The sequence below is a fragment of the Corynebacterium timonense genome (genome assembly GCF_900105305.1).
GTDB lineage: Bacteria > Actinomycetota > Actinomycetes > Mycobacteriales > Mycobacteriaceae > Corynebacterium > Corynebacterium timonense.
In genome coordinates, this window is record NZ_LT629765.1 from 768348 (window position 1) to 792005 (window position 23658).

A 23658-nucleotide genomic window follows, 5' to 3' on the forward strand; every position below is an offset into this window, starting at 1 on the left:
CCGGGGCGAGGCTAGTCCAGGTAGTCGCGCAGCACCTGGCTGCGCGAGGGGTGGCGCAGCTTGGACATCGTCTTTGACTCGATCTGGCGGATGCGCTCGCGGGTCACGCCGTAGACCTGGCCGATCTCGTCGAGGGTGCGGGGCATACCGTCGGTCAGCCCGAAGCGCAAGCGCACCACACCAGCCTCGCGCTCGGAGAGGGTGTGCAGCACGTCCTGCAGCTGATCCTGCAGGAGGGTGAAGGAGACGGCGTCGACGGCGACGACGGCCTCGGAATCCTCGATGAAGTCGCCGAGCTGGCTGTCGCCCTCGTCGCCGATGGTCTGATCCAAGGAGATCGGCTCGCGGGCGTACTGCTGGATTTCGAGGACCTTCTCCTCGGTGATATCCATCTCCTTCGCCAGCTCCTGGGGGGTGGGCTCGCGGCCCAAGTCCTGTAGCAGCTCGCGCTGGATGCGGCCGAGCTTGTTGATGACCTCCACCATGTGCACCGGGATGCGGATTGTGCGGGCCTGGTCTGCCATCGCGCGGGTGATGGCCTGGCGGATCCACCACGTGGCGTAGGTAGAGAACTTGTACCCCTTGGAGTAGTCGAACTTTTCCACAGCACGGATGAGGCCGAGGTTGCCTTCCTGGATCAGATCGAGGAAGGCCATGCCGCGCCCGGTGTAGCGCTTGGCCAGGGAGACGACGAGGCGCAGGTTCGCCTCGAGGAGGTGGTTCTTCGCCTTACGCCCGTCGCGGGCCACGGAGCGCAGGTCGCGCTTGACCGCGGGCGTGAGCTTAGCGTCCTTGTCACCTGCCGCGGCCGCGCGTTCCATCTCGTCGAGACGGTGCTGGGCGTAGAGGCCAGCCTCGATACGCTTGGCGAGGGAGACCTCCTGTTCAGCATCGAGCAGGGCGACCTTGCCGATTTGCTTCAGGTAGGCACGCACGGAGTCGGCCGACGCGGTGAGCTGGGCGTCTTTGCGGGCCTGGCGCAGCGCGGCGGATTCTTCGATGTCCCACACGGACGCGCCCTGGTCCTCGTCGTCCTCGTCTTCTTCGTCCTCGTCAGCGGCCTCGTCCTCGTCCTCGTCCTCGAGGCCTTCGTCGTCGTCAAGGTCGCTCTCGAGGTCGAAGGCGTCCTCGTCCTCGTCCTCGTCGTCGGCGAGCAGCGGGTCGAAGTCGTCGTCGGTGTCGTGGGCGTCCTCCGCGGCGTCCTCGCGCAGCGTGAGGTCCTCGTCCTCGTCCTCGTCGTCCACCGCCGCCTCGGCGGCGGGGTGCTTGGAGGTGGCCTTTTTCGCCGCAGTTTTCTTCACGGTCTTTTTCGCGGTCTTCTTAGCCGCGGTTTTCTTCACCGTCTTCTTCGCTGCCGCCGTGCGTGTCGCCTTCCGCGCGGTCTTCTTAGCCGCGGTTTTCTTCACCGCTTTCTTAGTGGCCGTGTGGGTAGCGCCGCCACCTGCGACACCGTCCGCGCTGCTGACGGTGGTGTTCTCGGAAGTTTCGCTAGTTGCCACGTACGCCCTTTCGCCTCGTCGGGTCTTCAGTTCCGCACTCTTAGACACTCCAGAGTACGCAAACAGGATTGCTTCTTCAGGACCGACTCCTATAACGACCGCCGAAGCCCGTCTATTCCGTGCCCTTCCGTGCCGTACAGTCCTTATAGGCCTTATAGGGTGGCTCTCGCACGCCGGGCTCGCGGGAGTCGTCCATGTCAGGCCACCTACCGTACCCGATCATGGATGCGGGGAGGGGGAGGGGTCGCGTGTGCGCGTTGTATACGGGCCGAGTGCGCTTAGGGCGTGACGTGGTGGGCGGCTGCCATCGCCGCTCCGACGACACCCGCGCGGTTGCGGAGGCGGGCCGGCAGGACCGGGGTGCGGATACTCAGGTGAGGGAGCCACTGGCCGGCGTCGGTGGAGATTCCGCCGCCGACGATGAAAGCGGAGGGGTTGAATAACCGCTCGAATTCGGCGAGCACGGTGTCCACCCGAGAGGCCCACGCGGCAAAGCCGAGGCCATCGCGAACCTTGGCCGCCGAGGAGGCAAGGCGCTCGGCCTCTGTGCCGTCGATAAGCAAGTGCCCGAGCTCTGTGTTGGAAAAGAGCGCCCCGTGCGCGAAGAAGGCGGAGCCGATGCCGGTGCCGAAGGTGAGAAAGATCACCGAGCCGCGGCGCGCCTCGTCGACCCCGTGGGCGACCTCAGCGAGGCCGGCGGCATCCGCGTCGTTGAGGATGGCGAGGGGGCGTTCGCCGAGGTGGCGGGTGAGCAAATCGTGGCAGTTGGTGCCAATCCACGCGGGGTCGATGTTGGCAGCAGTGACGGCGACCTGTTCGCGGATGACGGACGGGAGGGCAACGCCGACGGGGCCGTCCCACCCAGCGTCGTCGACGATGCGCGCTACGGTGGCCGCCACGGCGTCCGGGGTGGCGGGCTGAGGAGTGTCGACCACGTAGCGCTGGCCCACGAACTCGCCGGTCATCAGGTCCACCAGCGCCCCTTTGATCCCGGAGCCGCCTACGTCGACCCCGAAGGCGTGTTCGTGCGGGTGTGTCATGGGCGCAAGCATACAAAACTCGCCAGCGTCGGGCGCGCCGCCCAGGCATGGGGCACGATGGGGGACATGGACGAAGGACACCAACCGAGCCCGACCGACCTCCTCGACATCTGCGTGACCGTGGCGGGCGACGCCGCCGCCCTCGTGGCAAACCGCCGCTCCGAGCTTGTGTCGGCCGGTCGGCGCATCCCCGCGGAGACGAAGTCCAGCGCCGTCGACCCCGTGACGGACGTTGACCGGGCTGCGGAGGCGTTCATCGTGGCCAAGTTGCGTCAGCTGCGTCCTCACGACGGCCTGCTCGGCGAGGAAGGAACACAGCGAGCTGGCACATCAGGGGTGGAGTGGATCATCGACCCGATCGACGGCACCGTGAACTTCCTCTATGGCCTGCCCTCCTACGCCGTCTCGCTGGCGGCGGCGGTGGGCGGGCGGGTGGTCGTCGGCTGCGTGAACAACGTGGCGACGGGGGAGAGCTACCGAGCCGTCACCGGCCTCGGTTCGTATGTCGAGCGCGAGGGGCGCTCCGGCCGCCTGAGGGCCGCAGAGACGGAGGACGTCGCGCACGCCTTGGTGGCCACAGGCTTTTCGTACTCGGCGCGGTGGCGTGCGGCCCAGGCCGAGCTCCTCGCCCGGGTGCTGCCCGAGGTGCGCGACATCCGCCGGATGGGGTCCGCCGCGCTCGACCTGTGTGCCGTCGCCGAGGGGCGCGTGGACGCCTACTACGAGCACGGCACCCACCCGTGGGACTGGGCGGCCGGAGCGCTCATCGCCACCGAGGCCGGGGCTGCGGTGCGGCACCCCGGCGTGCGCAGCCAGGGCAGCGATGGCGACCTCGTCGTGGCGGCCGCGCCGGGGATCAGCGAGAGTTTTTATTCGCTTCTCGACGCCGCAGGTGCGCGCAGTGCTTTGGCATGATGAGGAGCATGATGAGGGGCGTGATTCGCCGCCTGCATGAAGGGGATTAATGAAGGCCCTTTTCCCCGCCGCCAACTGCAAAGATGACAGCGCAACCGCGATGCTTTAGTATTCCGCTGAAAAGCGCTGGACAGCGAGCCGGATTGGACGGCCGCGCGGCAGTGGACAGGCAGAAACACGTCACGCGGAGACCCGCATAACTTGCGGTTCCTGTGGCAGGTGCGAAGGAGAGTCAGATGGCCACCGATTACGACGCCCCCCGGCGCCGAGCAGAAGACGAGATCGAGACGGATTCCCTCGAAGGTCTTAAGGCCGCGGAAGCCGCGGGCTCGAGCATGGACGACGACGGCGAGATCGTCGACGCCTTTGATATCCCCGCTTCCGATCTGTCGGGCGAGGAGCTGAACGTCAGCGTCGTTCCCCGTCAAGAAAACGAGTTTACGTGCGCGTCCTGCTTCCTGGTGCAGAAGAAGTCGCGCTTGGCGTACACCGAACCTGACGGCAGCAAGATCTGCCTCGACTGCGAGTAGCGCGCAGCCTGCAGGAGGCAATCGGCGGGGTCAGCGCGAGAGTTAGGCGCGCTGGCCGGGCACGAAGGCGTCTAGGAGGGCCGCGGGGTTTTTCGAGGCGATGAGCCAGTAGGGCGTGGGGTCCTCTGGGTCGTCGAGGACAAGCAGGGCGTGTTCTTGGACCCACCCGTGGGTGACAAGGAAGGCGGCGGGGTCGAGCTGGCGCCCGAGCGCGTTGCGACGCGCCGAGGCAGGCACCGCCATCGATCGGGCGACCACGGTGTGGGGGAGGTTCGCGCCGTCGACAAGCAACCAGCGTGTGCCGTCCGCCTCTTGTTCGACGCGGACAACCGTGCGCGACAGCCACAACAAGAACCAGCCGACGAGGGCCCCCAAAGCTAGCAGCGGGATAACGAACCACCATACGTTGCGGTTGAGGGCGAACTGCCCAGACAAGATGAGCACGAGGACCGCGCCAGCGAGCCACATGTACCACGGCGCCCACTGGCGTTCGCGGTAGAGAACGCTGGGTACGGTGCTTCCGTTGGGGCTCCCGCCGGTGCTTCCACTGGGTTCGGTCGTATCCTTCACGGGTCAAACTTTAGTTCAGTCCCGCGCGGCGGTGCCGTAGGGTGGGCGGGGTGATTGGCGAAGATACTCTCTCCGTGCGCATCATGCGCCTCGACCCAGACCTCCCCCTGCCGCGGCGCGCCCACCCGGGAGACGCCGGGGCCGACCTGTACTCGGCAGAGGACCTCACCCTACAGCCGGGCGAGCGCGCGCTCGTGGGCACGGGGATCGCGCTCGCCCTCCCGATGGGAACGGTCGGGCTGATCCACCCCCGCTCGGGGTTGGCCGCGCGACACGGTTTGAGCATTGTGAACACGCCCGGGACCGTGGACGCGCAGTACCGCGGTGAAATTAAAGTCTGCCTCGTCAACACGGACCGCACCACCCCGATCGAGATCACGCGGGGCATGCGCATCGCGCAGCTGGTGGTCCAGCGCGTTGAACTGGCGGAGTTCGAGGAGGTCGACGCGCTCGACGCCACCGACCGGGGCGCGGGCGGGTACGGCTCGACCGGCACGCACTGATCAAACGGCCGGCGGCTAGGGCAGGCCCGTGGCTGTCCTCTCGCGTGCTCGCTGCTCACAACACGTTAAAGTCGAAGAAGAAGAACGGGCATCGACGTAACGATGCACAGAGACGACAGAGAACAACGCTCAGGGAACAACGCACCGCTATGCGTCTATGCGTCGATTGGCGCGTGCGCGCTGAGGAAGGGGAGTGAAGAGATGGCATTGTGGCCGTTCGGCAAGAAAGCTGCCAAGCAGGACGCTGCCAAACAGGATGCTGCCACGCAGGACGAATCGGCTGAGGCCGGGAACCGGGCAGAAGCGGTTGTCGAGTCCCCCGCGCAAGCCCGGCACGAGGCTGCGGAGCGGGGCGTGGACCAGGGTCTAGAACAGGCATCCGATACCGCTCCGGAGAACGCTGAGCCTGCTGCCGCCGAGCACGCCTCCACGGAACCGGAGGGCGGGCCCATCGTCATACCCCACGACGCAGTGAACGGCTCCACGGGGCCCTTCGACGGCGACTCGGTGAAGATCGAGGACTTCGATTTCAGCGACTTCTCGCAGGCAACCCTGGACCTTGCCTCCGTGCGCATCCCGCTGCCGAAGGAGTCCCAAGTGCAGGTCGAGATGGGAGAGACGGGCCCAAAGATGGTCCACATTGTCACCCGCTTCGGCCGCGCTACCCCGGTCGCCTTTGCCTCGCCGCGCACCGGCGGGCTGTGGGAGACCTCCTCCCAGGAGATTATCGAGGGGATGCGCGCCGAAGGCATGCCCGCCCGCTTTGAAACCGGCCCCTGGGGGCGCGAGATCGTGGGCACCGGCGCCAACGGAATCATCCGCATCATTGGCGTCGAGGGGCCGCGCTGGCTGTACCGCCTGACGCTCGCCGCCCCGAAGGGCAAAGAGGACGAGCTGACCGCGCTCGGCCGAGACATGGCTGCGCGCAGCTTCATCTACCGCGGCAGCGACCCCGTCCTGGCGGGCAACTCGCTGCCCGTCGTGCTGCCGAAGCAGCTGGCCGCGCAGGTGCAGCACGCGGTCCAGCAGCGCGAGACGCAGCAAAGGGCTCAGCAGGAGGGGAACCAGCAGGCGAACCAGCCCGGCGGGACACCGAACCCGAACGCGCTAGCGGACGCGCTGCAGAAGCTCGCGAACAACCACAACAACGACCCCAAGTGACAGACGCTGGAGCTCTCGTCGAGCTTCAGCTCGACAGGATGGCCCACGGCGGGGAGGCCCTTGGTACAGCCGCCGACGGCAAGGTGGTCTTCGTGGCCGGGGCGCTGCCAGGCGAGCGCGTGCGCGCGCGGCTGACGACGGTGAAGAAGCGGTGGGCGCGCGCTGAGCTCGACACCGTGATCGAACCGTCGAGCCAGCGCGTCGAACCCGCCTGTCCCGCGGCAGCGCGCGGTGCGGGGTGCTGCGACTACAGCCACGCCGCGCCGCACGCCCAGGCGGGGTTCAAGCGCGAGGTCCTGCTCGGCCAGCTCGGCGCGTTGGCGCGCCGCTCCGGGGTCCTCGACGGCTTTGACGCCGATGCGGGCACGGGGCAGCGCGCGCTCGAGCCGGCGCTGGGGTGGCGCACCCGCGTGCGTCTCGGAGTGGACGGAAACGGGCGCGCGGGCGTGCGCAAGGCGCGCTCGAACGACCTGGTCACCGAGGTCGCCTGCGCCCAGGTCGCGCCGGGCCTGCTCGAGGGCATCGTCGGCGAGGGTGCGCGCCGTTTTACTCCCGGGGCGGAGGTCGTCGCCGCCGTCGACGCCGAGGGGCAGCGCCACGTGGTGGAAACAACCAAGGCGCAGCGGGGCCGCCGCGTCGAGCGCATCGACACCGTCGTTGAGGGCAGCGGGGTGGTCACCGAACGTGCTGCGGGGCGCGAGTTCCGCTTTCCGGCGACCGCGTTCTGGCAGGCCCACGCTGCGGCGCCCGAGGCGTACGCCGGGGTCGTCGAAACGTGGGGCGCAGGCGACTACGAGCGCCGCGTGGGCTGGGACTTATACGGCGGCGTGGGGCTGTTCGTTCCCGTGATCGCGGGGGCGATCGGCGGCGGGCACGTCGACACCGTCGACTATTCGCCGACGGCGGCCCAGCCCCAGCCGGGGCTGCGCGGGGTGGAGGTGACGCGCCACGCGCGCCGCGTCGACCAGGCGCTGCCAGAGCTTCCGGCGCCGGGCCTCGTCGTGCTCGACCCGCCGCGCGCGGGCGCTGGGGAGCAGGTCGTCGCCGGGATCGCCGCGGCCGCCCCAGAGCGCGTCATCCACGTCGGGTGCGACCCCGCCACCTTGTCCCGCGACCTCGCCGCGTGGGGACACCACGGCTACAGGGTGGCACGCATGGAGCTTATCGACGCCTTCCCCGGCACCCACCACTTCGAAACCGTCGCCTGCCTCGAACCGGCGTCCCAGCCGAATCGTGGCTGAGGGGGCCAGCGTGTAAAATCGCTCGAACTGGGGCTACGGGCACGGTGCGTGCGTCGTCCAGCGAATTGGCAAAGGAGTGCGGAGATACGGTGAGACTGCTAGACACGATAGAGTCGCCGACGGATCTGAAGGCTCTCTCGCTCGACGAGTTGCGGGAGCTGGCCGAAGAGATCCGCGTGCTGCTCATCGAGAAGGTCTCGGCCACCGGTGGGCACCTCGGCCCCAACTTGGGTGTCGTTGAGCTGACGATGGCGCTGCACTACGTGTTCGACTCGCCGAACGAGCCGATCATCTTTGATACATCCCACCAGTCGTACGTGCACAAGATCCTCACGGGTCGCGCAGGCGAGTTTGATACGTTGCGCCAGAAGGGCGGCCTGTCCGGCTACACCAGCCGCGGCGAGTCCGAGCACGACTGGACGGAGTCCTCGCACGCCTCCGCGGCGCTGTCCTACGCCGACGGGTTGTCCAAGGCAAAGCGGCTGGCCGGGTTGGGCCACAACAACGTCGTCGCGGTGGTGGGCGACGGCGCTTTGACGGGCGGGATGTGCTGGGAGGCGCTCAACAACATTGCCGGCGGTGACCGCAACGTCGTCATCGTTGTCAACGACAACGGGCGCTCCTATTCGCCGACGATTGGCGGTATTGCCAACAGCTTGTCCAACCTGCGCAGCCAGCTCGCCGCCATCCGCATCCAACCGGGCTACGACGAGGTGATGGAGTCCGGCAAGCGCACGCTGAAGTCGCTCGGCTGGGTCGGCGAGCGCACCTTCGAGGCGCTGCACGCGCTCAAGGAAGGCGTGAAGCACCAGGTGCTGCCCACCGAGATGTTTGCGGACCTGGGGATGAAGTACGTCGGCCCCGTCGAGGGCCACGACCTCAAGGCGCTGACGAGCGCGCTGAACTACGCCCACGGCTACGAGGGCCCCATCATCGTCCACGTGGTCACGGAGAAGGGCCACGGCTTCGCGCCCGCGGTGAACAACCAGGCGGACCAGATGCATTCCACCGGCGCGATCGACCCGGTCACAGGGGAGGCGCTAACGGCCGCGGCGCCGGGGTGGACCTCGGTGTTTTCGGAGGAACTGCTGCGCGTGGCGCACGAGCGCGATGACATCGTTGCTATCACGGCGGCGATGGCCGGGCCGACGGGGCTGGCGCCCTTCGGGGAGAAGTTCCCCGAGCGTTTCTTCGACGTCGGCATCGCTGAACAGCACGCCCTGACCTCCGCGGCGGGCATGGCGCTGGGGGGACTTCACCCCGTCGTTGCGATCTACTCAACGTTCCTCAACCGGGCGTTCGACCAGCTCCTCATGGACGTCGGCCTGCTCAAGCAGCCGGTCACGCTCGTTCTCGACCGCGCGGGCGTCACCGGGTCCGATGGGGCAAGCCACAACGGCGTGTGGGACCTCGCGCTGACGTCCATCGTTCCGGGCATCCGGGTGGCGGCGCCGCGCGACCCAGCGCGGCTGCGTGAAGAGTTCCGCGAGGCCATTGCGGTCGACGACGGCCCGACCGTCGTCCGCTTCCCCAAAGGCAACGTCGGGGCCGACATCGATGCGGTCGAAAGGACGCCCGGGGGCATGGACGTGCTGTCCACGCCGGTCCAGGCGCGTGACGACGCCCCCACGGACGTCCTTCTCATCGCCGTCGGCAGCTGCGCCGAACCCGCCGTCGCGCTCGCCGAGGACTTCCGCGAGGGTCCGATCGCCCTGACGGTCGTAGACCCGCGGTGGATCGTGCCCGTCAATCCCGAGATCATCGAGCGCGCCGCCGCCGCGGACATGGTGGTCGTCTTCGAGGACGGGGTGGTGCGCGGTGGCGTCGGCTCCGCGGTGGCCGAGGCGCTCAGCGCGGCGGACGTGGATACGCCTCTGCGCCGCCTCGCGTTCCCGGACCTGTTCCCCGCACACGCCTCGCGCAGCGAGGTGCTCGCGGACTACGGCCTCGACGCGGGCTCGGCGAGCCGCTCCATCCGCGCGTGGGCAACGGAGCTGCGCGAGCGCCGCGGTTCGGTGGACAGCTAAGAGCGCAGCGCGCCCGCGAGAGCGGCGGCGGTGAGCTCGACCTGCCAGCTGCGCGCGCCCTGGCGAGAGAGCTCGAGGGCGACCGCGTGGGTGTCGGCCCCGCCGCCGCGGTGGGTGGCCCACACGACCTCGCGCGCCACCGCGGGCTGCAGAAGGGTGTCCGGCTCCGTCCCGAGCGTCGCAGCGACCTCGCTGATAGCGTCGCGGGCGGCGTTGAGCGCCTCCCATGATTCGGGGTAAAACTGCTGCCACGCGCGCTTCCCGGGAGCGCCGTCGGACGCTGGGCGTGCGCGTTCTGGCCACGTGGCGGGGTCGGCGTCGAGCGCGTCGCGGATCACGCGGGACCACGCCTCGGCGGCCCCGCGACGTCGGCGGGGGAAGCCGCTGGTGTGGGCGGTCTCCGCCGCGGAGCGGGGCTGGGTGCGCGCCAGCTCGACGAGGAGGCGGTTGGGGAGCACCCGGCCTGGGGCGGTGTCGGTGTCGCGAGCGTGGGCGTCGCGCGCCCGCCACAGGTGCTTTGCCACCTGGAGTTGCGCGGGAGAACGTAGCGCTGTCACCCCCTTGATGTCACGCCAGGTCTTCGGCGCGGGGGCGGGCCGCGCGCGGTGGCGCCGGACAAGGTCGGCGAACTCCTGCTCGGCGAATCCGAGAAAGCCGCGCGCGTCGAGGTATTCCGCCTGGGCCTCGGCCAGCTCGTTGAGGTAGGCAACGTCGAGCGCCGCGTATTCCTGCCAGGAACGCGGCAGCGGCACCGTCGACCAGTCCTCGCGCCCGTGGCCCTTTTCTAGGGTCACGCCGAGGAACCGCTCGACCATCGCCGCGAGGTTCGGGTGGCTGAAGCCGCCGAGGCGCCCGGCGAGCTCGGTGTCGAAGAGTGAGCCCGGAAACAACCCGAGCGCGGCCAGGCTGGGCAGGTCCTCGCCTGCGGCGTGGAGGATCCATTCTCCGCCGCCGAGGACGGGGGAGAAGATGTCGCGCACGGCCTCGCGGTGGCCCTCCGGCGCGATGAGAAAGGTGCCGGCGTCGCGGCGAAACACCTGGACGAGGAAGGCGCGGTCGTCGTAGCGGTAGGCCGAGGCGCGCTCGGTGTCGATAGCGAATGGGCCGCGTCCGCGGGCCAGGGCGCTGGCGGCGCGTCGATACGCGTGCGGGTCAGCGACGAGCTCGAAGGCGGGCACCCGACTAGCGGGCCCTGAGTTCGGCGACGTTGTCCGGCGGCAAGCCCGCGACGTGCGCGAGCACGTCGGCGAAGGCCTCGACGTGGCTGGTCAAGTCGATTCCCTCGGCGGTCCACGAGGCGCGCATTTCCAGCTGGTAGGCGCGAGGCGGGCCACCGATCTCGCCGTAGCGTACTGACGCGGTCGAGGTGACCGTGCCCCCCAGGTTGGTGTAGCCGGCGCCCGCGTCCGCGAGCGACTCGGTGAGCCACTGCCACGCGACGTCCGGCAGGAGGGGGTCGGAGGCGACGGCGTCGTCCATGTCGGCCTGAATGTAGGCGACGAGGCGCATCGCGCCCTCCCACGCCTCCTCGGAGTCGGGGGAGTGCAGCAGGATGAGGCGGCCGAAGGCGTCACCCTCGGAATCCGTGGGCACGTGCGAGTTGAGGTCTCCCCTTTCAACTTCGAGACCGATCGCGTGGCTGAATGGCGCGGGGCGCTGCGGCGGGCGGATCTCGCCGAGGGTGATCTCGGAGCGCAGCCGCGCCGCGTGCATGGACTCCGCGGCGGCGGTGAACTCCGCCGGGGTGGCGTGACCCGGGCCGCTTTCCCCGGCGGCAGCCAGCCCGGGGTTGGAGGAGGGGGTGTCGGAGTGTGTCACGCCGTTCACGGTAACCCACCCTCCCCGGGGGGCCGGGGAAGGCGCGCCGTGGGGCGAGCACGTGGCTAGGGAGTACAGTAGATTCAGACTTTAGTTTGATACACCCCGCGGGGTGGGAAAGGTTGGTCTGGCATGGCTGAAAACGCGGAGCACGCTGGTAACGCCGGCGACATCGACTACGAGGCACTGAACAAGGTGCAGCGCTACACCCAATGGGTCACCTTCCGCGCAATCCCGGGGGCGCTGGGCACCGAGCGCTCGGAGATCACCGCGCAGGCGCAGCGCTTCTTCGCGGACCTTGAGGCGGCCGGCGAGGTCACCGTGCGCGGCATTTACGACGTGACCGGCACGCGCCCCGAGTCCGACTTCATGATCTGGTGGCACGCGGAGAACTTCGAGCAGATTCAGAAGGCGCTGGCGGATTTCCGCCGGGAGACCACCCTCGGCCAAGTCGTCGAGCTCGGGTGGATCGGCAACGGCCTGCACCGCCCGGCGGAGTTCAACAAGGCGCACCTGCCGGCCTTCATCATGGGCGAGCAGCCCCAGGAGTGGATCACGGTCTACCCGTTCGTGCGCTCCTACGACTGGTACATCCTGCCGCCGGAGGACCGCCGCCGCATCCTCGCCGAGCACGGCCGTGCCGCGGCCGACCACGGCGACGTGCGCGCCAACACCGTCGCCTCTTTCGCCCTCGGCGACTACGAGTGGATGCTCGCCTTCGAGGCCGCAGAGCTTGCCCGCATCGAAGACCTGATGCACAAGATGCGCTACACGGAGGCCCGCCTGCACGTGCGAGAAGAGGTGCCGTTCCAGACCGGCCGCCGCGTGGCGGATATCGGCGACATCATCGCTGTTCTGCCCTAAAGGCGTATCGGCCCCCCGGCACCGCACGGGATCGGTGAGCCTGTGCTACTCCTCGACCGGCTTCTCCTCCAGAGTCAGCGAGATGGAGTTGATGCAATAGCGCAGGTCGGTCGGGGTGTCGTAGCCCTCGCCCGCGAAGACGTGGCCGAGGTGGGAGTGACAGTTCGCGCACAGGACCTCGGTGCGCACCATGCCGTAGGAGTGGTCCTCGCGTTCAATCACGGAGTCGCCGGCGAGCGGGGTGAAAAACGTCGGCCAGCCGCAGTGCGAGGGGAACTTCTCGGTCGAACGGAACAGCTCGGCGTTGCAGGCGCGGCAGCGGTAGATGCCCTCGGTGGTGGTGTTCGTGTACTCGCCAATGCCGGGGCGCTCCGTGCCAGCCTCGCGCAGGACGTGATACTCCTCTGGCGAGAGCTTTTCGCGCCATTGCGTATCGGTATAGTCCTTAAAGTTCGAGGGATCGAGCATGAGCGGCCCTTTCTGTGTCGGTTTCGCGTGCGGGGGCGGTGGCCGCGGTAGCCGCGGTGGCCACGGCCCACGCAGCGACAGAGAGTATGAAAATTGCCCACCCGGCTGTGGGGAGGAACGTCCCCAGCCACACCCCGAGGTCGGGGAATCGCGGGCTCTCCCAGCGCAACGGAGATAGGCACAGAATAATTCCCACCCACGTCGCCGAGAAGTGCATCGGGCTGACTCGGCCCAGCACGGTGAAGATCGCGGGGAACAGCATCATCGAGTAGTAGGCCTGGCCCAGCGAGGACAACAGGCAAACACCCGCGATGAGCAGGCTCGAGCTTGTCGACGCCCACATGAAGCCCTCCGACCATCGGAAGCGAGCCAGGGCGACGAGCGCGGCGACGACGGCGGCGGCACAGAGAATAAAAAGAATGGCGTGCAGCCAACCGGGCGCCCCGAAATAGACGGCGAAGCCGGCGAGCGAGGAGTTGGCGTAGTCGCGCGTCTGCCCGAGGTAGGGCACAAGCCGGTCGACGTAGTCGCCGGTTCCCGGGGTCACGGGCCAGGCGACGACGTTGAACAGAAGAGGCACGGCGACGCCCGCTGCGAGGGCACGCCAGTGCAGCCGCATGAGCGGCAGCACAAGCAGCGGTGCGAACATGGGCTTGATAAGCACACACAGCCCGAGGACGATGCCGGCGATCCACTCCCGCCGGTTTAACAACGCCCAGAGAAACGCCACGAGCCCGAGTAAGAGAATGCCGTTGATGTTGGCAAAGACGAGGGTGTTGGTGACGGCCTCGGTGGCGAAGCCGAGCGCGAGTGCGACCGGAAAGACGGTGTGGCTGAGCGTGAATCCCGCCATCCGCGTCAGCCACGCCAGTGCAAGGATGATGGCGACCGCGTTGGCCAGCACGAACAGGGGGCGCACCGCCTCGGGGGTGGGGGACAGGCCGAGCGGTGACAGCAGCAGCGTGGCGCCGGGGCTGTAGAGGTAATGCGGGTCGACGTGGTGGTAGACCTCGTTGTAGACGGGCACGCGCTCGACGAAGCGGCGGGCGGCGGACCACACGGTGGTGAAATCGTCGGTCACCGAGCCCGCCCAGGCGAGGACCACGAGGCGGTGGGCGATAAGGAGCGCCGCGAGCGGCCAAGCGGCGGCGTTTCCTGCGGCGATGCCGCGCCGCCGCGGGGGCGCGGTGGGAAGCGGGGCCGGGGCGGTCCAGATCGTCTCGAGTCGGCTCGTTGTCACGTGACTAACCGTACCGGTAGCGGCAAAACAGCATGGAATCTCGCTCCCACTCGGCGGCCTCGAGGGTGAAGCGGTGGGTGTCCGTGGAGTCGAGGGACAGCCCCGCCGGGCCATCCTCGCCGCTGAGGGAGGGGTCGACGGTGAGATGGAGGACGTCGACAAGCCCCGCCGAGAAAAGGGCCGCGTACAGGGAAGGCCCGCCCTCGCAGCTGATGCGGGTGTAGCCCAGCGAGCGCACGGCATCGACGACCTCGTGGGCGGAGCCGGAGCCGGTGGGGATCAAGCGGGCGCCGGCGGAGCGGAGGGCCTCGCGGCGGGGCGCGAGGGAGGCGTCGTCAAGCGAGTGCGCGGGCGTGGCGACGGCGACGGTGCCGTTGAAGAGGTCGCTCGACGGGTCGAGGTCGAGGGAGCCACTGACGATAACTGTCGGCGTGTCGGAGGAGCCGTATCCTTCGGCGCGGACGGTGCCGGCGCCGACGAGGACGCAATCTGCCCACTCGCGCACGCCGAGGAGAAGGGCGTGGTCGGTGTCGTTGCCGAGCGCGCCGGAGGTGCCGCGGCGGGTGAACGCGCCGAAGATGGTGGTGGCGGTAACCGCGCGCAGCTCGGGCTGGCCGGCGGGCAGGGTCGGGCCGATGAGCGTGGAAATGTCCATGCCGCAACGCTAACAGCCCCGGACCGTTGAGGGTCCAGGGCTGCGGCCGATGGAGCGGATGACGAGACTCGAACTCGCGACCCTCACCTTGGCAAGGTGATGCGCTACCAACTGCGCTACATCCGCACTCACTGTGTGTGTCGAGGGCAGTGACCCCCTGTGCGCGATACTGGGATTGAACCAGTGACCTCTTCCGTGTCAGGGAAGCGCTCTCCCGCTGAGCTAATCGCGCGGGAAGCCTGATGGCTTGGAGGTGGATACGGGAATCGAACCCGTGTACACGGTTTTGCAGACCGTTGCCTAACCACTCGACCAATCCACCGTGGAGTTACCTCCAAAGTACCCGGCCCGGCCGGCACATACCCGCCGCCATGTACTTGGAGCGGATGACGAGACTCGAACTCGCGACCCTCACCTTGGCAAGGTGATGCGCTACCAACTGCGCTACATCCGCACTCACTATGTTGTTGTACGAGGGAGTGACCCTCTGTGCGCGATACTGGGATTGAACCAGTGACCTCTTCCGTGTCAGGGAAGCGCTCTCCCGCTGAGCTAAACGCGCGAGCAGGTTCCGGAGAACCTGGAGCGGATGACGAGACTCGAACTCGCGACCCTCACCTTGGCAAGGTGATGCGCTACCAACTGCGCTACATCCGCATGCACTCTGTAGGCGCCGCCGCGCGGCTGCGCTGCTTTGTGCGAGACTAAACATTATCCTCTGCCTGCCCACGAGTCCAAATCGGAAGGTCAGGGGCGCAAAATGACCCACGCGGGCACGCTGGGGAGCGCGCTGAATGGCAGCTGTGTTGTTTGTTGCGTCCGCGTGGTTTTTTGCGGGCACTAAAACGGCCGCCTGCCTGCGGATTAGTCGACGGGCACCCCGGCGTGTAAAGTTCCAACACAGCACCGGTCCTATGGCTCAGTGGAAGAGCGTTCCGTTCACACCGGAAAGGTCGCTGGTTCGAACCCAGCTAGGACCACAAAAACGACCCGCCCAGGGCGTGATTGCGGTCACGCTCGTGGGCGGGTTTCGTGTTGTGGGGGCATCTGCGCCACGGGTTAAGGGTCAAAATGTGTGTCTGGTGTCGGCGTGTCGCGGGGGTTAGATGTGGCCTTTTTGGATGCCGATTGAGTGGGTGTAGTTGGTGTCGATAGCGTTGTCGTAGAGGGCTGGTCGTCCTGTTTCGTGGTCGGCGTGGTTCTCGTTGTGGGTCAGGGTTGAAGCTTTGGCGAGTTGGTCCTGACCCCAGTTGGACTGTCTGGCGATCTCGACTGGGTCGTCAGGCAGTTCTGTTTTCAGGTAAAGCCACCAGTCGAGCATCCGGCGTTGATGCTCACCGGATCTGCCGCGGTGGGTGCGGGCAAGCAGTTTCAGCTGGGCGTTGATCCCGCCTTCAAGACTGTTAGTCGTCGGTTTGATCCGCCCGGGGTTGATCACACCAGCGGGTGGGGCGAGGTAGACAAACAACAAGTTGTTGCGCCACAGGTGGTTGAGGCTGTTGTAGGCCTTGCGGGTGCGCTCATGCGTCCACGACCAGGTGCGTTGTTTCGTCAATGGGTCGGTTGTCCACGTTTTCTGGTTCATCCAGTCGCGGTAGATAGTGCCGTATTCGTGGAGCTTGGCACCCCACGCGGCCGCCTCATCAAGATCGGTGATCTTCGTGAGGTTAAGCGCGAGATGGTAGATCGCTCGTCCAGCATCCGTGCGCGGGCGGGAGGTGGTGTAGCGGCGTACCACGCGTTGGGCGTGGACAAGGCAGCGTTGGATCTTGGTGTTAGGCCAGCACTTTTTGATCGCGCTGGCTGCGCCTTGTCCACCGTCGATCACGGCGATCAGGGGCGCGGGGATGCGTTCACACAGTTGCTGGTAGTCGCGGGTGGTTTCGTGTGTGCACCAGTGCCAGGCGATGACGTGATCCAAGGTGGCGGCAACGATGAGACATCCGCCAGCGGTGTAGGTGCCGTCGATGAACACCTGGTCGTATACCCGCCCGGTATGCGCGAGTGTGGGATCGGGCACATCAATGAGCCAGCACCACGAAAACCGCCGTTTCATGGTTGTTGCGACCGGCTATTTGGTAGCAGCGTCGTGACTTTCCGGTAGCGCTTCAGTGAGTATCCGGTAGCAGCTCACAGCGCTCAAGGTGATACTTCCGGTAGCCGCACCACTCGGGTGCGGCTCGTACTGGAAGGAGTCCGCTTATGACGGATTACCGTGCGGTGATGACGCTGCTGATTCGGCAGCGTTCTTACCGCCAGATTGAACACCAGCTCGGATGCTCGCACCGCGCGATTTCACGAGCGAACCAAGCACTGCGAAGCTTGGTCGGTTGCGTCCGCTAGCGTGGTGTACCTGTGACTGTCGGTGAGGGACCTCATGAACGTGTGAGGCGGCCACCGCAGTACCTTTCGAATCAATTCCAACATCTCCTCGAAAGGAACCAACGCGATGACCGCTGGACCCAATCATATCGACCCGACCGCCTACCTTGATGAGCTGCTCGCCCAAGCATCCCCGGATCTGATGCGTCAGATGCTGCAGGACTTCATCAACCAGATCCTCTCCACCCAAGCAGACAGCATCTGCGGGGCCGACTACGCCACAGTCAGCGACACCCGCACCAACCACCGAAACGGCTACCGCCACCGCGACCTGGACACACGCGTGGGCACCATCGACGTGAGAATCCCGAAACTTCGCCACGGATCATTCTTCCCCGACTGGTTGTTGGAGCGCCGCTCACGAGCAGAACGCGCCCTGGCCACCGTCGTAGCCACCTGCTACCTCAAGGGGGTCTCCACCCGCCGCATGAACGACCTTGTCGCCACCCTCGGGATCACCAACCTGTCGAAGTCACAGGTGTCTACCATGGCCAAAGAACTCGACGTGATGGTCGAAGACTTCCGCACCCGCCCGTTGGACACCGGCCCCTACCTCTATGTTTCCTGCGACGCGCTGACGATGAAGGTGCGTGAAGGCGGGCGCGTCGTCAAAACCAGCGTGCTGCTGGCCACCGGGGTTAACGCCGACGGGTACCGGGAGTTGCTTGGTATGCAGGTCGCCACCGCCGAATCGGCCGCGTCGTGGACCGGGTTCTTCCGCGACCTGAAAGCCCGGGGCCTGGATCAGGTGTACCTGGTCACCAGCGACGCCCACCTAGGCATCCAAGCCGCTGTGGGTGACTGCCTACCCAACGCATCCTGGCAGCGGTGCCGCACCCATTTCGCGAAGAATCTGTCATCGATGGTGCCGAAAACCCAGTGGCCGACATTGTCGGCGATGTTTCACACGATCTTCCAACAACCCGACGCCCAGGCCGTGTGGGACCAGGCCCGAGACGTCATTGAGTTTTGCCAGCAGAAGTTCCCCCATGTGGCGGATTACCTGGAGGAATCCTTGGACGACCTGCTGGCGTTTACGAACGCGCCGAAAGCGGTGTGGACGAAGGTGTGGTCAAACAACCCCACTGAAAGGCTCAACCGGGAGATCAGACGTCGCACCGACGTCGTGGGGATCTTCCCCAACCGCGACGCCGTCGTGCGTCTGGTCGGGGCGGTACTCGCCGAGCAACACGATGATTGGATCCAGCAGAAACGCTACATGTCGCTAACCAGCCTGGAACAGACCAAGACGATGATGACAGCCACCGTCATTGATGCCGGCGAATCCACTCAGGAGGTTGCATGAGCCCACGCCAGCACCGAGCTCGTGACGGCCCCTGACACCGTCATCCTGCTTGTTCATATCGGAAGGCAGATACACCACCACCGTGGACTTGACCCCTTGGTCTGACCACTGTTGAACAGGTCGCGGCGTTGACGGATGACGAGTTGGACGAGATATTCGTAGATAGACGCAGTAGCGGGTGTCAAGCCCCGAGTTTTGTAGAGGGTCCTATTGTTGTTGATTAGGCCGCTTGGGTGTTCGCGGCGGTGTATTCCTGATGGACCTGGCGGGGTGGGCGGTACCCTAGCGCCGAGTGCAAGCGGCGGTTGTTGTACCAGCCGACCCATGTCGACGTCGCGACGAGAACATCTCGCAGTGCCGGCCAGGTCCTACGGTCGATGAGTTCAGCTTTGAACACTGAGTTCAGCGCTTCTGCCATCGCGTTGTCGTAGGAGTCTCCCCGCGAGCCAACCGAAGCGATAACCTGCGACTGGGCCAAGGTCTCTCCGTAGACGACCGACCTGTACTGCACGCCCCTGTCTGAGTGATGGATCAGACCGGAGACATCTTCACCGGCACGCAGGCGCGCTGACAAGGCCATGTCAAGTGCGTCTTTAGCCAGTGACGTGCGCATGTGGTTGGTGATCTGCCAGCCAACAATCTCCCGGGTATACGCGTCGAGGACGAACGAGGCGTACACCCACCCGGCACGCGTGGGGATGTATGTGATATCCGCGACCCACAGCCGGTTCGGCGCATCGACACAAAAGTCGCGCTCGACCAAGTCGACTGGGCAGTTATCGGGGGCAGCGCTGCGGGTGGAAGGCTTTTTCTTCCTGCGCCGGATACCACGGATGTTGTCGAGTGCCATGAGACGCTCGACGGTGCACCGGGCGACGTGACAGACATCGCCTCGGCGATTGACCTCGGCCCATAGTGTGCGCGCTCCATAGCAGGAGTAGTTGTCGTCATAGATGGCACGCAAAGCTTTGCGTAGTTGTCGGTCGCGGATAGATCGAGATGATTCAGGCCGGGATTTGTGGGCGTAGTAGGTGCTCAGGGCGATTGTCGCGTCGGTTGCTGAAAGGGCGCGAATAATCGGCTCGACCCCGAATTCCTCCCGGTTGTCGTCGATGAACCGGACGATTACGTGTGTGGGCGCTCGCACTCCGCCGCGAAAAAAGCTGATGCTCTTTTCAAAATCTCGTTGGCGCGCTTCGCTTCAATCAGTTCAGCTCGCAGTCTGCGGTTTTCTGCTGCACAATCCACCGATTCAACCCGGGGTTGCCGCGCCGGATTGTTTATGAGCGCGGACCCAGCCGCGCAGAGTTTCCTTGACTGATTCCGAGCTCGACAGCGATGCGGGATATCGCACCACGAGACGTGTCAGGGTCAGCTTGCGCGTGCAGCACCAGTTCGATGGCGCGCTGCCTCAACTCAGGCGTGTACTTCGAGGGCATGTGTAGGGCTCCTTTTCCAAATTCCTACCCTCTATTAAACCCGGGGCGAACCACTGCTTAAAGCATCCCGATCGCCAAACCTTGATGCTTGCCTTGAAAACGTGGTGTGCACGCCTGACCGCAACATCAACCCCGAGCAAGTCAGCAGACTCGCTCACGGACAATGGTGCCACCTGGGCCAAAACATCGTCATCCTGGGCAAATCCTCAGTTGGTAAAACCTACCTCGCCCAAGCACTCATCACCGCAGCATGCCGCAACGACTACTCCGCACGGTTCTACCGCACCGACATGCTCGCCGCCGAACTGGCAGTCCTCCAACCCGATAACCCCACACGGCTGAAGTTCATCCAGCAACTCCACGACGTCGACGTCCTAGTCCTGGATGACTTTCTCACCACACCTGTTGACGCCGCGACCGCGCACCAACTACTCAATATCCTCGCCGGGCGGGAACGCAAAGTCTCAACCATTGTGACCTCACAGTTCACCCCACACGAGTGGTACAAGTCCATCCCCGACGCCGTGATCTCCGAGTCAATCCTCAACCGACTCGTCTCCGGCGCCGAAATCATCACACTCGAAGGACCAAACATGCGCCTGACCACCAACGCATAACAACCGGCAACGCCTGAGTGAGATACCGCTACCGGGTACCCACTCAGGCGCTACCAGATACTCACCACACCGCTACCATTTCGGTCTTCTGAACATCATGGTGGAGTGGCTGATCCCAGCGTCTCCTGCGATCTGCCTCAGGGCGGTGGTCGATGTGCAGTGCTCGATGAATTGTCGAAACACCGCTTGGTTGGTGATATCGCTGCGGGTTTTGGTGGTTGATGCACCGCAGATTTTGCAGCGCCACCGAGCGGTGCCCTTGGATGTGGTTCCGTTGCGTTTCATTTCCCCACCGCAGTGGCAGCGTGGTCGGTTCTTCGGCATTGAGCCACCACACCACCGGCTCCTACCACATCAACCACGCCACACCGGGGATATACGACCACAACAGCGGGTATATGCCCTTAAGGCATATACTTCCGGAAACCACAAAGGTCAGGCACCGGAAATCACCAATTCCGGACACACATTTTGACCCTTAACCCGCCACGGTTGGCGGGAGGAGCCGCGGGAACTATTCTCTCGTGTTAACCGACTATTCAACCGCTGGTGGCTGCAGCCGCCCGCGGAACCACACTCGACGCGTACCTCTCGCTGCTGAAGGAGCACCATGACGAACCCGACGAACCGCGCCCACGCCCGCACATCGACGACGCAGCTCACCCGCCGTGCGGCGGCAGCGGCGGCAGCGGCAGTGGGAGCGGTGGCTGCGGGGTGGGCTCCGCTGGCCCAGGCCCACGATGCCGTGACAGACGCGTCGCCGGGCGACGGTGAGGTCGTCACCGAGTTCCCCGACGAGCTCCGTCTTACGTTCTCCGGGCAGATCCAGGAGGGCTACAACACCCTCGCGCTGTCGAACGCGGATACGGAGGACGTGATCTACACCGGCGACGCGTCGCGGGACGGTTTTGACGTCACCGTCGACCTGCCCGCCGACCTCGACCCCGAGCCCGGTAACTACCGGATCGGTTTCCAAGTCATTTCCTCGGACGGCCACGCGACGCGCGGCATGACCACCTTCGTTTACCAACCCGAGGGCTCAGCCCCCGTCGCGGCGGCCAGCGACCCCGCGGGTGCCGAGACCACGGACGCCGAGACCACAGACGCCGGGGACGAGGCGGAAGTGACCGAGGACGAGGTCTCCTCCAACAACTGGCAGATCGTGATCGCCGCGCTCGGCGTGCTCGCTATCGGCGGCGCTGCGATCGCGGTTCTGGCCAAGCGCCGCGGACCCCGTGACGGCGGGGCCGCGGAGAGCTAAGACAGGGGCGCCGCGAGCGGTTTCCACCAGCGTTTTCCCAGACCGACAAACGGCGGCGGCCTGACCGAGGCACCGCGGAGAAGGAACACCATGATGAACAAGCGTATTGGCGCGGCTCTCAGCGCCGCCCTGACAGCACTGGCCCTGACGGCATGCTCGGACGATCAGGCCGCTGAAGAGCAGAACACTGCTGAGCAGGCCACCCCGGCGGAAAGCACGCCGACCACGGAGGCGTCGGAAAGCGCCGCGAGCGAGACGGCCGCGAACGCGACCCTGGCGGGCAGCGGAGACATTCAGCTGGAAAACGGCACCGTGCGCGCGAAGACCGAGCCGGATGCGGCGATGACCAGCGTCTTCGGCACTCTCCACAACACGACGGCCGAGGACATCACCATCACGGGCTTCACCACCTCGCTCGGCGAGGCGCACTACGAGCTGCACGAGACCGTCGACGGCGTGATGCGCCCGGTCGACAGCGGCTTCGTCGTTCCGGCCGGCGGCACGCTCGAGCTCGCCCCGGGCGGGCACCACCTGATGATCATGGACTACCAGCCGACCATCGAGGCCGGAGGCACCGTGGACATCACGCTCGAGACTGCCGACGCCAAGAGGATCGAGATCCCGGGTGTGGCGGTGCGCACCATGATCCCGGGCCACGAGGACTACGGCGACCACGCCGGCCACGACCACGCGGGCCATGATCACGAAGGCCACTAGTGGCACGGCGCGGCGGAAAGCAAAGGTCGTAGAATGCACGACTCTGGCGCGCCGCACGTATCGCGGCGCCGGTTTCTGGCGGGGACGGCGGCGGTGGCCGCGACCGGAACCGCGGCCGCCTGCTCTTCGCACACGGCGGGAGGCCGCGGGGCGGAACCGACGCCTCCGAGTCGCCCTCCGAGCAACTCTGAGCCGAACGACGAGCCGCTCACCGGCGCGGTGGTCGCGTTTGACGGCGAGCGCCAGGCGGGGGTGAGCACGCCAACGCAGGCCTACCTCAACCTCCTCGGCTTTAACCTCAAAGACCGGGTCGACGCCGCGGGCGTGGCCAGGCTCATGAAGCTGTGGACGGAAGACGCCCGCGCCCTGTGCGCCGGGCGGCCTCCGTTGGGCGGGCTGGAGCCGGAGATGAGCGAGTGGCCCGCCAACCTCACCATCACGGTCGGATTCGGCGCGCGCATCTTCGACCTCGCCGCGCCCGGGGAAAAACCCTCCTGGCTGCACGACATTCCCGCCTTCAGCCGCGACGCGCTGCGCCCGGAGTGGGGGCAGACGGACCTGGCCCTCCAGGTGTGCGCGGACGATCCTGTCATGGCCGCGTGGGCGATGCGGCACATGACGCGGGCGGGCATGGACTACGTGGACACAGTGTGGGTGCAACAGGGGTTCATGAATGCCTACGGTGCCATCCCAAAGGGGCAGACACCACGCAACCTCTTCGGCCAGGTCGACGGGACGGTCAACCCGCGTACAGACGACGAGTACGACGAGCAGGTGTGGATCGACGGCCCCGAGGGCTTCGCGGGCAGCACCAGCTTGGTGGTGCGTCGCATCGCGATGAACCTCGACACGTGGGAGGAGCTCGACCGCGCCTCGCGCGAGGAATCGGTGGGCAGGACACTCGATACTGGGGCGCCACTGAGCGGCGGGGGCGAATTCGACGATCCCGACATGGAGGCCCGCGACGAGTACGGCCTGCCGGTGATCGACAAAAACTCCCATATGGCCCGCGCCCGGCCACCCGCCGACCACCCGGAGCAGCGTTTCCGGCGTCGTCCCTACAACTACAACCTCCCGCCCGAGCCGGGGTCGGGGCAGCTGTCCAACGCCGGGCTGATCTTCTGCGCCTACCAGAAGGACCCCGACGTCCAGTTCACTCCGGTGCAGGCGCGCCTCGATGAGTCGGACCGGTTGAACACGTGGATCACCCACATCGGTTCCGCCGTGTATTGGCTGCCTCCGGGCACCCAGGAGGGGGCGCAGCCCGGTAGCGGGCGGGACTCCTTTTGGGGTGAGACGGTTTTGCGTCGGGGCGCGGGGTAGGATTGCGCCTGTCTCTGCCCCGGGAGGGGCCGGGGGACACGCAGTGGATCTGAACCGAACTAGGTGGGCGGCCAGGTATGTC

22 protein-coding genes, 7 tRNA genes, 2 pseudogenes and 1 other annotated feature are annotated in these 23658 nt (G+C 66.4%); of the genes and pseudogenes, 13 read left to right on the plus strand and 18 right to left on the minus strand.

The window, feature by feature from the left end; translation table 11 throughout:
- Nucleotides 1–11: 11 nt before the first annotated feature.
- Together BLT81_RS03700 and ppgK are read right to left on the minus strand one after the other, a co-directional pair.
- Entirely contained in the window at nt 12–1529 is a 1518-nt protein-coding gene (locus tag BLT81_RS03700; RefSeq protein WP_081582838.1) for an RNA polymerase sigma factor, read from the minus strand.
- A gap of 248 nt (nt 1530–1777) precedes the next feature.
- The gene (gene ppgK, locus BLT81_RS03705) at nt 1778–2539 is read right to left on the minus strand and encodes a polyphosphate--glucose phosphotransferase (RefSeq protein ID WP_040420720.1); all 762 of its coding nucleotides are present in this window, start codon (nt 2537–2539) and stop codon (nt 1778–1780) included.
- A 66-nt stretch (nt 2540–2605) separates the two neighbouring features.
- Between ppgK and BLT81_RS03710 the strand changes: the two genes are divergently transcribed.
- Entirely contained in the window at nt 2606–3454 is an 849-nt protein-coding gene (locus tag BLT81_RS03710; protein ID WP_040420718.1) for an inositol monophosphatase family protein, read from the plus strand.
- 236 nt (nt 3455–3690) lie between these two features.
- Nucleotides 3691–3984 (plus strand): DUF4193 domain-containing protein, encoded by a 294-nt coding sequence (locus BLT81_RS03715; protein ID WP_019192891.1) that lies wholly within the window; start codon nt 3691–3693, stop codon nt 3982–3984.
- 42 nt (nt 3985–4026) lie between these two features.
- On the opposite strand, the gene BLT81_RS03720 is transcribed toward BLT81_RS03715, so the two are convergent.
- Nucleotides 4027–4554, minus strand: coding sequence for a DUF3093 domain-containing protein (locus tag BLT81_RS03720; RefSeq protein ID WP_040420609.1), 528 nt, complete (start codon nt 4552–4554; stop codon nt 4027–4029).
- 53 nt (nt 4555–4607) lie between these two features.
- Here BLT81_RS03720 and dut point away from each other — a divergent pair, with 53 nt between their 5' ends.
- The 4 genes from dut (at nt 4608) to dxs (ending at nt 9486) form a co-directional block, all read left to right on the plus strand.
- Nucleotides 4608–5057 carry a dUTP diphosphatase gene (dut, locus tag BLT81_RS03725; protein WP_196794458.1) on the plus strand — a complete coding sequence of 150 codons (450 nt, stop codon included), beginning with the start codon at nt 4608–4610 and terminating at the stop codon, nt 5055–5057.
- A gap of 201 nt (nt 5058–5258) precedes the next feature.
- Nucleotides 5259–6218: a DUF3710 domain-containing protein gene (locus tag BLT81_RS03730; RefSeq protein WP_019192888.1), complete on the plus strand. Its 960-nt coding sequence runs from the start codon at nt 5259–5261 to the stop codon at nt 6216–6218.
- Between the two features lie 38 nt (nt 6219–6256).
- The gene (locus BLT81_RS03735) at nt 6257–7459 is read left to right on the plus strand and encodes a class I SAM-dependent RNA methyltransferase (RefSeq protein ID WP_051011414.1); all 1203 of its coding nucleotides are present in this window, start codon (nt 6257–6259) and stop codon (nt 7457–7459) included.
- Nucleotides 7460–7548: 89 nt separating this feature from the next.
- Nucleotides 7549–9486 carry a 1-deoxy-D-xylulose-5-phosphate synthase gene (gene dxs / locus BLT81_RS03740; RefSeq protein WP_019192886.1) on the plus strand — a complete coding sequence of 646 codons (1938 nt, stop codon included), beginning with the start codon at nt 7549–7551 and terminating at the stop codon, nt 9484–9486.
- Here dxs and BLT81_RS03745 read toward each other — a convergent pair.
- Nucleotides 9483–10664, minus strand: coding sequence for an HRDC domain-containing protein (locus BLT81_RS03745; RefSeq protein WP_019192885.1), 1182 nt, complete (start codon nt 10662–10664; stop codon nt 9483–9485). The two genes, dxs and BLT81_RS03745, sit on opposite strands and share 4 nt — an antisense overlap.
- A 4-nt stretch (nt 10665–10668) precedes the next feature.
- Nucleotides 10669–11304: a DUF3000 domain-containing protein gene (locus BLT81_RS03750; RefSeq protein WP_172812371.1), complete on the minus strand. Its 636-nt coding sequence runs from the start codon at nt 11302–11304 to the stop codon at nt 10669–10671.
- 132 nt (nt 11305–11436) lie between these two features.
- Between BLT81_RS03750 and hemQ the strand changes: the two genes are divergently transcribed.
- Nucleotides 11437–12168 (plus strand): hydrogen peroxide-dependent heme synthase, encoded by a 732-nt coding sequence (gene hemQ / locus BLT81_RS03755; RefSeq protein ID WP_019192883.1) that lies wholly within the window; start codon nt 11437–11439, stop codon nt 12166–12168.
- A 45-nt stretch (nt 12169–12213) separates the two neighbouring features.
- Here the strand turns inward: hemQ and msrB are convergent, their stop codons facing one another.
- From msrB to BLT81_RS03800, 9 genes are all read right to left on the minus strand, one after another.
- Entirely contained in the window at nt 12214–12636 is a 423-nt protein-coding gene (gene msrB, locus BLT81_RS03760) for a peptide-methionine (R)-S-oxide reductase MsrB (protein ID WP_019192882.1), read from the minus strand.
- Nucleotides 12614–13876, minus strand: coding sequence for a glycosyltransferase family 87 protein (locus tag BLT81_RS03765; RefSeq protein WP_019192881.1), 1263 nt, complete (start codon nt 13874–13876; stop codon nt 12614–12616). Before BLT81_RS03765 ends, msrB begins: the two co-directional genes overlap by 23 nt.
- A 4-nt stretch (nt 13877–13880) precedes the next feature.
- On the minus strand, nt 13881–14531 hold the full coding sequence (locus BLT81_RS03770; RefSeq protein WP_019192880.1) for a dihydrofolate reductase family protein: 651 nt from the start codon (nt 14529–14531) through the stop codon (nt 13881–13883).
- A 50-nt stretch (nt 14532–14581) separates the two neighbouring features.
- A tRNA-Gly gene (locus BLT81_RS03775) sits at nt 14582–14657 on the minus strand.
- A gap of 34 nt (nt 14658–14691) precedes the next feature.
- A tRNA-Val gene (locus tag BLT81_RS03780) sits at nt 14692–14763 on the minus strand.
- A gap of 16 nt (nt 14764–14779) precedes the next feature.
- Nucleotides 14780–14853, minus strand: a tRNA-Cys gene (locus tag BLT81_RS03785).
- Nucleotides 14854–14909: 56 nt separating this feature from the next.
- Nucleotides 14910–14985 (minus strand) — tRNA-Gly (locus BLT81_RS03790).
- A 36-nt stretch (nt 14986–15021) separates the two neighbouring features.
- Nucleotides 15022–15093: transfer RNA gene (locus tag BLT81_RS03795), tRNA-Val, on the minus strand.
- 19 nt (nt 15094–15112) lie between these two features.
- Nucleotides 15113–15188: transfer RNA gene (locus BLT81_RS03800), tRNA-Gly, on the minus strand.
- Between the two features lie 251 nt (nt 15189–15439).
- Here BLT81_RS03800 and BLT81_RS03805 point away from each other — a divergent pair.
- Nucleotides 15440–15511, plus strand: a tRNA-Val gene (locus tag BLT81_RS03805).
- A 122-nt stretch (nt 15512–15633) separates the two neighbouring features.
- Here the strand turns inward: BLT81_RS03805 and BLT81_RS03810 are convergent.
- Nucleotides 15634–16590, minus strand: a pseudogene (locus BLT81_RS03810) (IS1249 family transposase); the annotation flags it as partial.
- 390 nt (nt 16591–16980) lie between these two features.
- Between BLT81_RS03810 and BLT81_RS03815 the strand changes: the two are divergent.
- Complete coding sequence (locus tag BLT81_RS03815; RefSeq protein WP_083337246.1) at nt 16981–18219, plus strand: IS256 family transposase; 1239 nt, start codon at nt 16981–16983, stop codon at nt 18217–18219.
- A gap of 220 nt (nt 18220–18439) precedes the next feature.
- Here the strand turns inward: BLT81_RS03815 and BLT81_RS03820 are convergent, their stop codons facing one another.
- Together BLT81_RS03820 and BLT81_RS12555 are read right to left on the minus strand one after the other, a co-directional pair.
- A complete protein-coding gene (locus BLT81_RS03820; RefSeq protein ID WP_040421551.1) occupies nt 18440–19366 on the minus strand; it encodes an IS3 family transposase in 927 nt (308 codons plus the stop codon).
- Nucleotides 19256–19384: a sequence feature (AL1L pseudoknot), on the minus strand. Its footprint overlaps the gene before it by 111 nt.
- 115 nt (nt 19385–19499) lie before the next feature.
- The gene (locus BLT81_RS12555) at nt 19500–19658 is read right to left on the minus strand and encodes a hypothetical protein (protein ID WP_155860854.1); all 159 of its coding nucleotides are present in this window, start codon (nt 19656–19658) and stop codon (nt 19500–19502) included.
- Between the two features lie 53 nt (nt 19659–19711).
- Between BLT81_RS12555 and BLT81_RS03825 the strand changes: the two genes are divergently transcribed.
- Nucleotides 19712–20275 (plus strand): ATP-binding protein, encoded by a 564-nt coding sequence (locus BLT81_RS03825; protein WP_083337247.1) that lies wholly within the window; start codon nt 19712–19714, stop codon nt 20273–20275.
- 152 nt (nt 20276–20427) lie between these two features.
- Here the strand turns inward: BLT81_RS03825 and BLT81_RS12560 are convergent.
- A pseudogene (locus tag BLT81_RS12560) lies at nt 20428–20599 on the minus strand (transposase-like zinc-binding domain-containing protein); the annotation flags it as partial.
- 286 nt (nt 20600–20885) lie between these two features.
- On the opposite strand from BLT81_RS12560, the gene BLT81_RS03830 reads away from it, so the two are divergent.
- The 3 genes from BLT81_RS03830 to BLT81_RS03840 all read left to right on the plus strand — a co-directional run bounded on the left by BLT81_RS03830 (nt 20886) and on the right by BLT81_RS03840 (nt 23576).
- Nucleotides 20886–21536: a copper resistance CopC family protein gene (locus BLT81_RS03830; RefSeq protein ID WP_019194504.1), complete on the plus strand. Its 651-nt coding sequence runs from the start codon at nt 20886–20888 to the stop codon at nt 21534–21536.
- A gap of 93 nt (nt 21537–21629) precedes the next feature.
- On the plus strand, nt 21630–22253 hold the full coding sequence (locus tag BLT81_RS03835) for a copper chaperone PCu(A)C (protein WP_172812372.1): 624 nt from the start codon (nt 21630–21632) through the stop codon (nt 22251–22253).
- A gap of 33 nt (nt 22254–22286) precedes the next feature.
- Nucleotides 22287–23576 carry a Dyp-type peroxidase gene (locus BLT81_RS03840; RefSeq protein ID WP_019194506.1) on the plus strand — a complete coding sequence of 430 codons (1290 nt, stop codon included), beginning with the start codon at nt 22287–22289 and terminating at the stop codon, nt 23574–23576.
- Nucleotides 23577–23658: the final 82 nt, after the last annotated feature.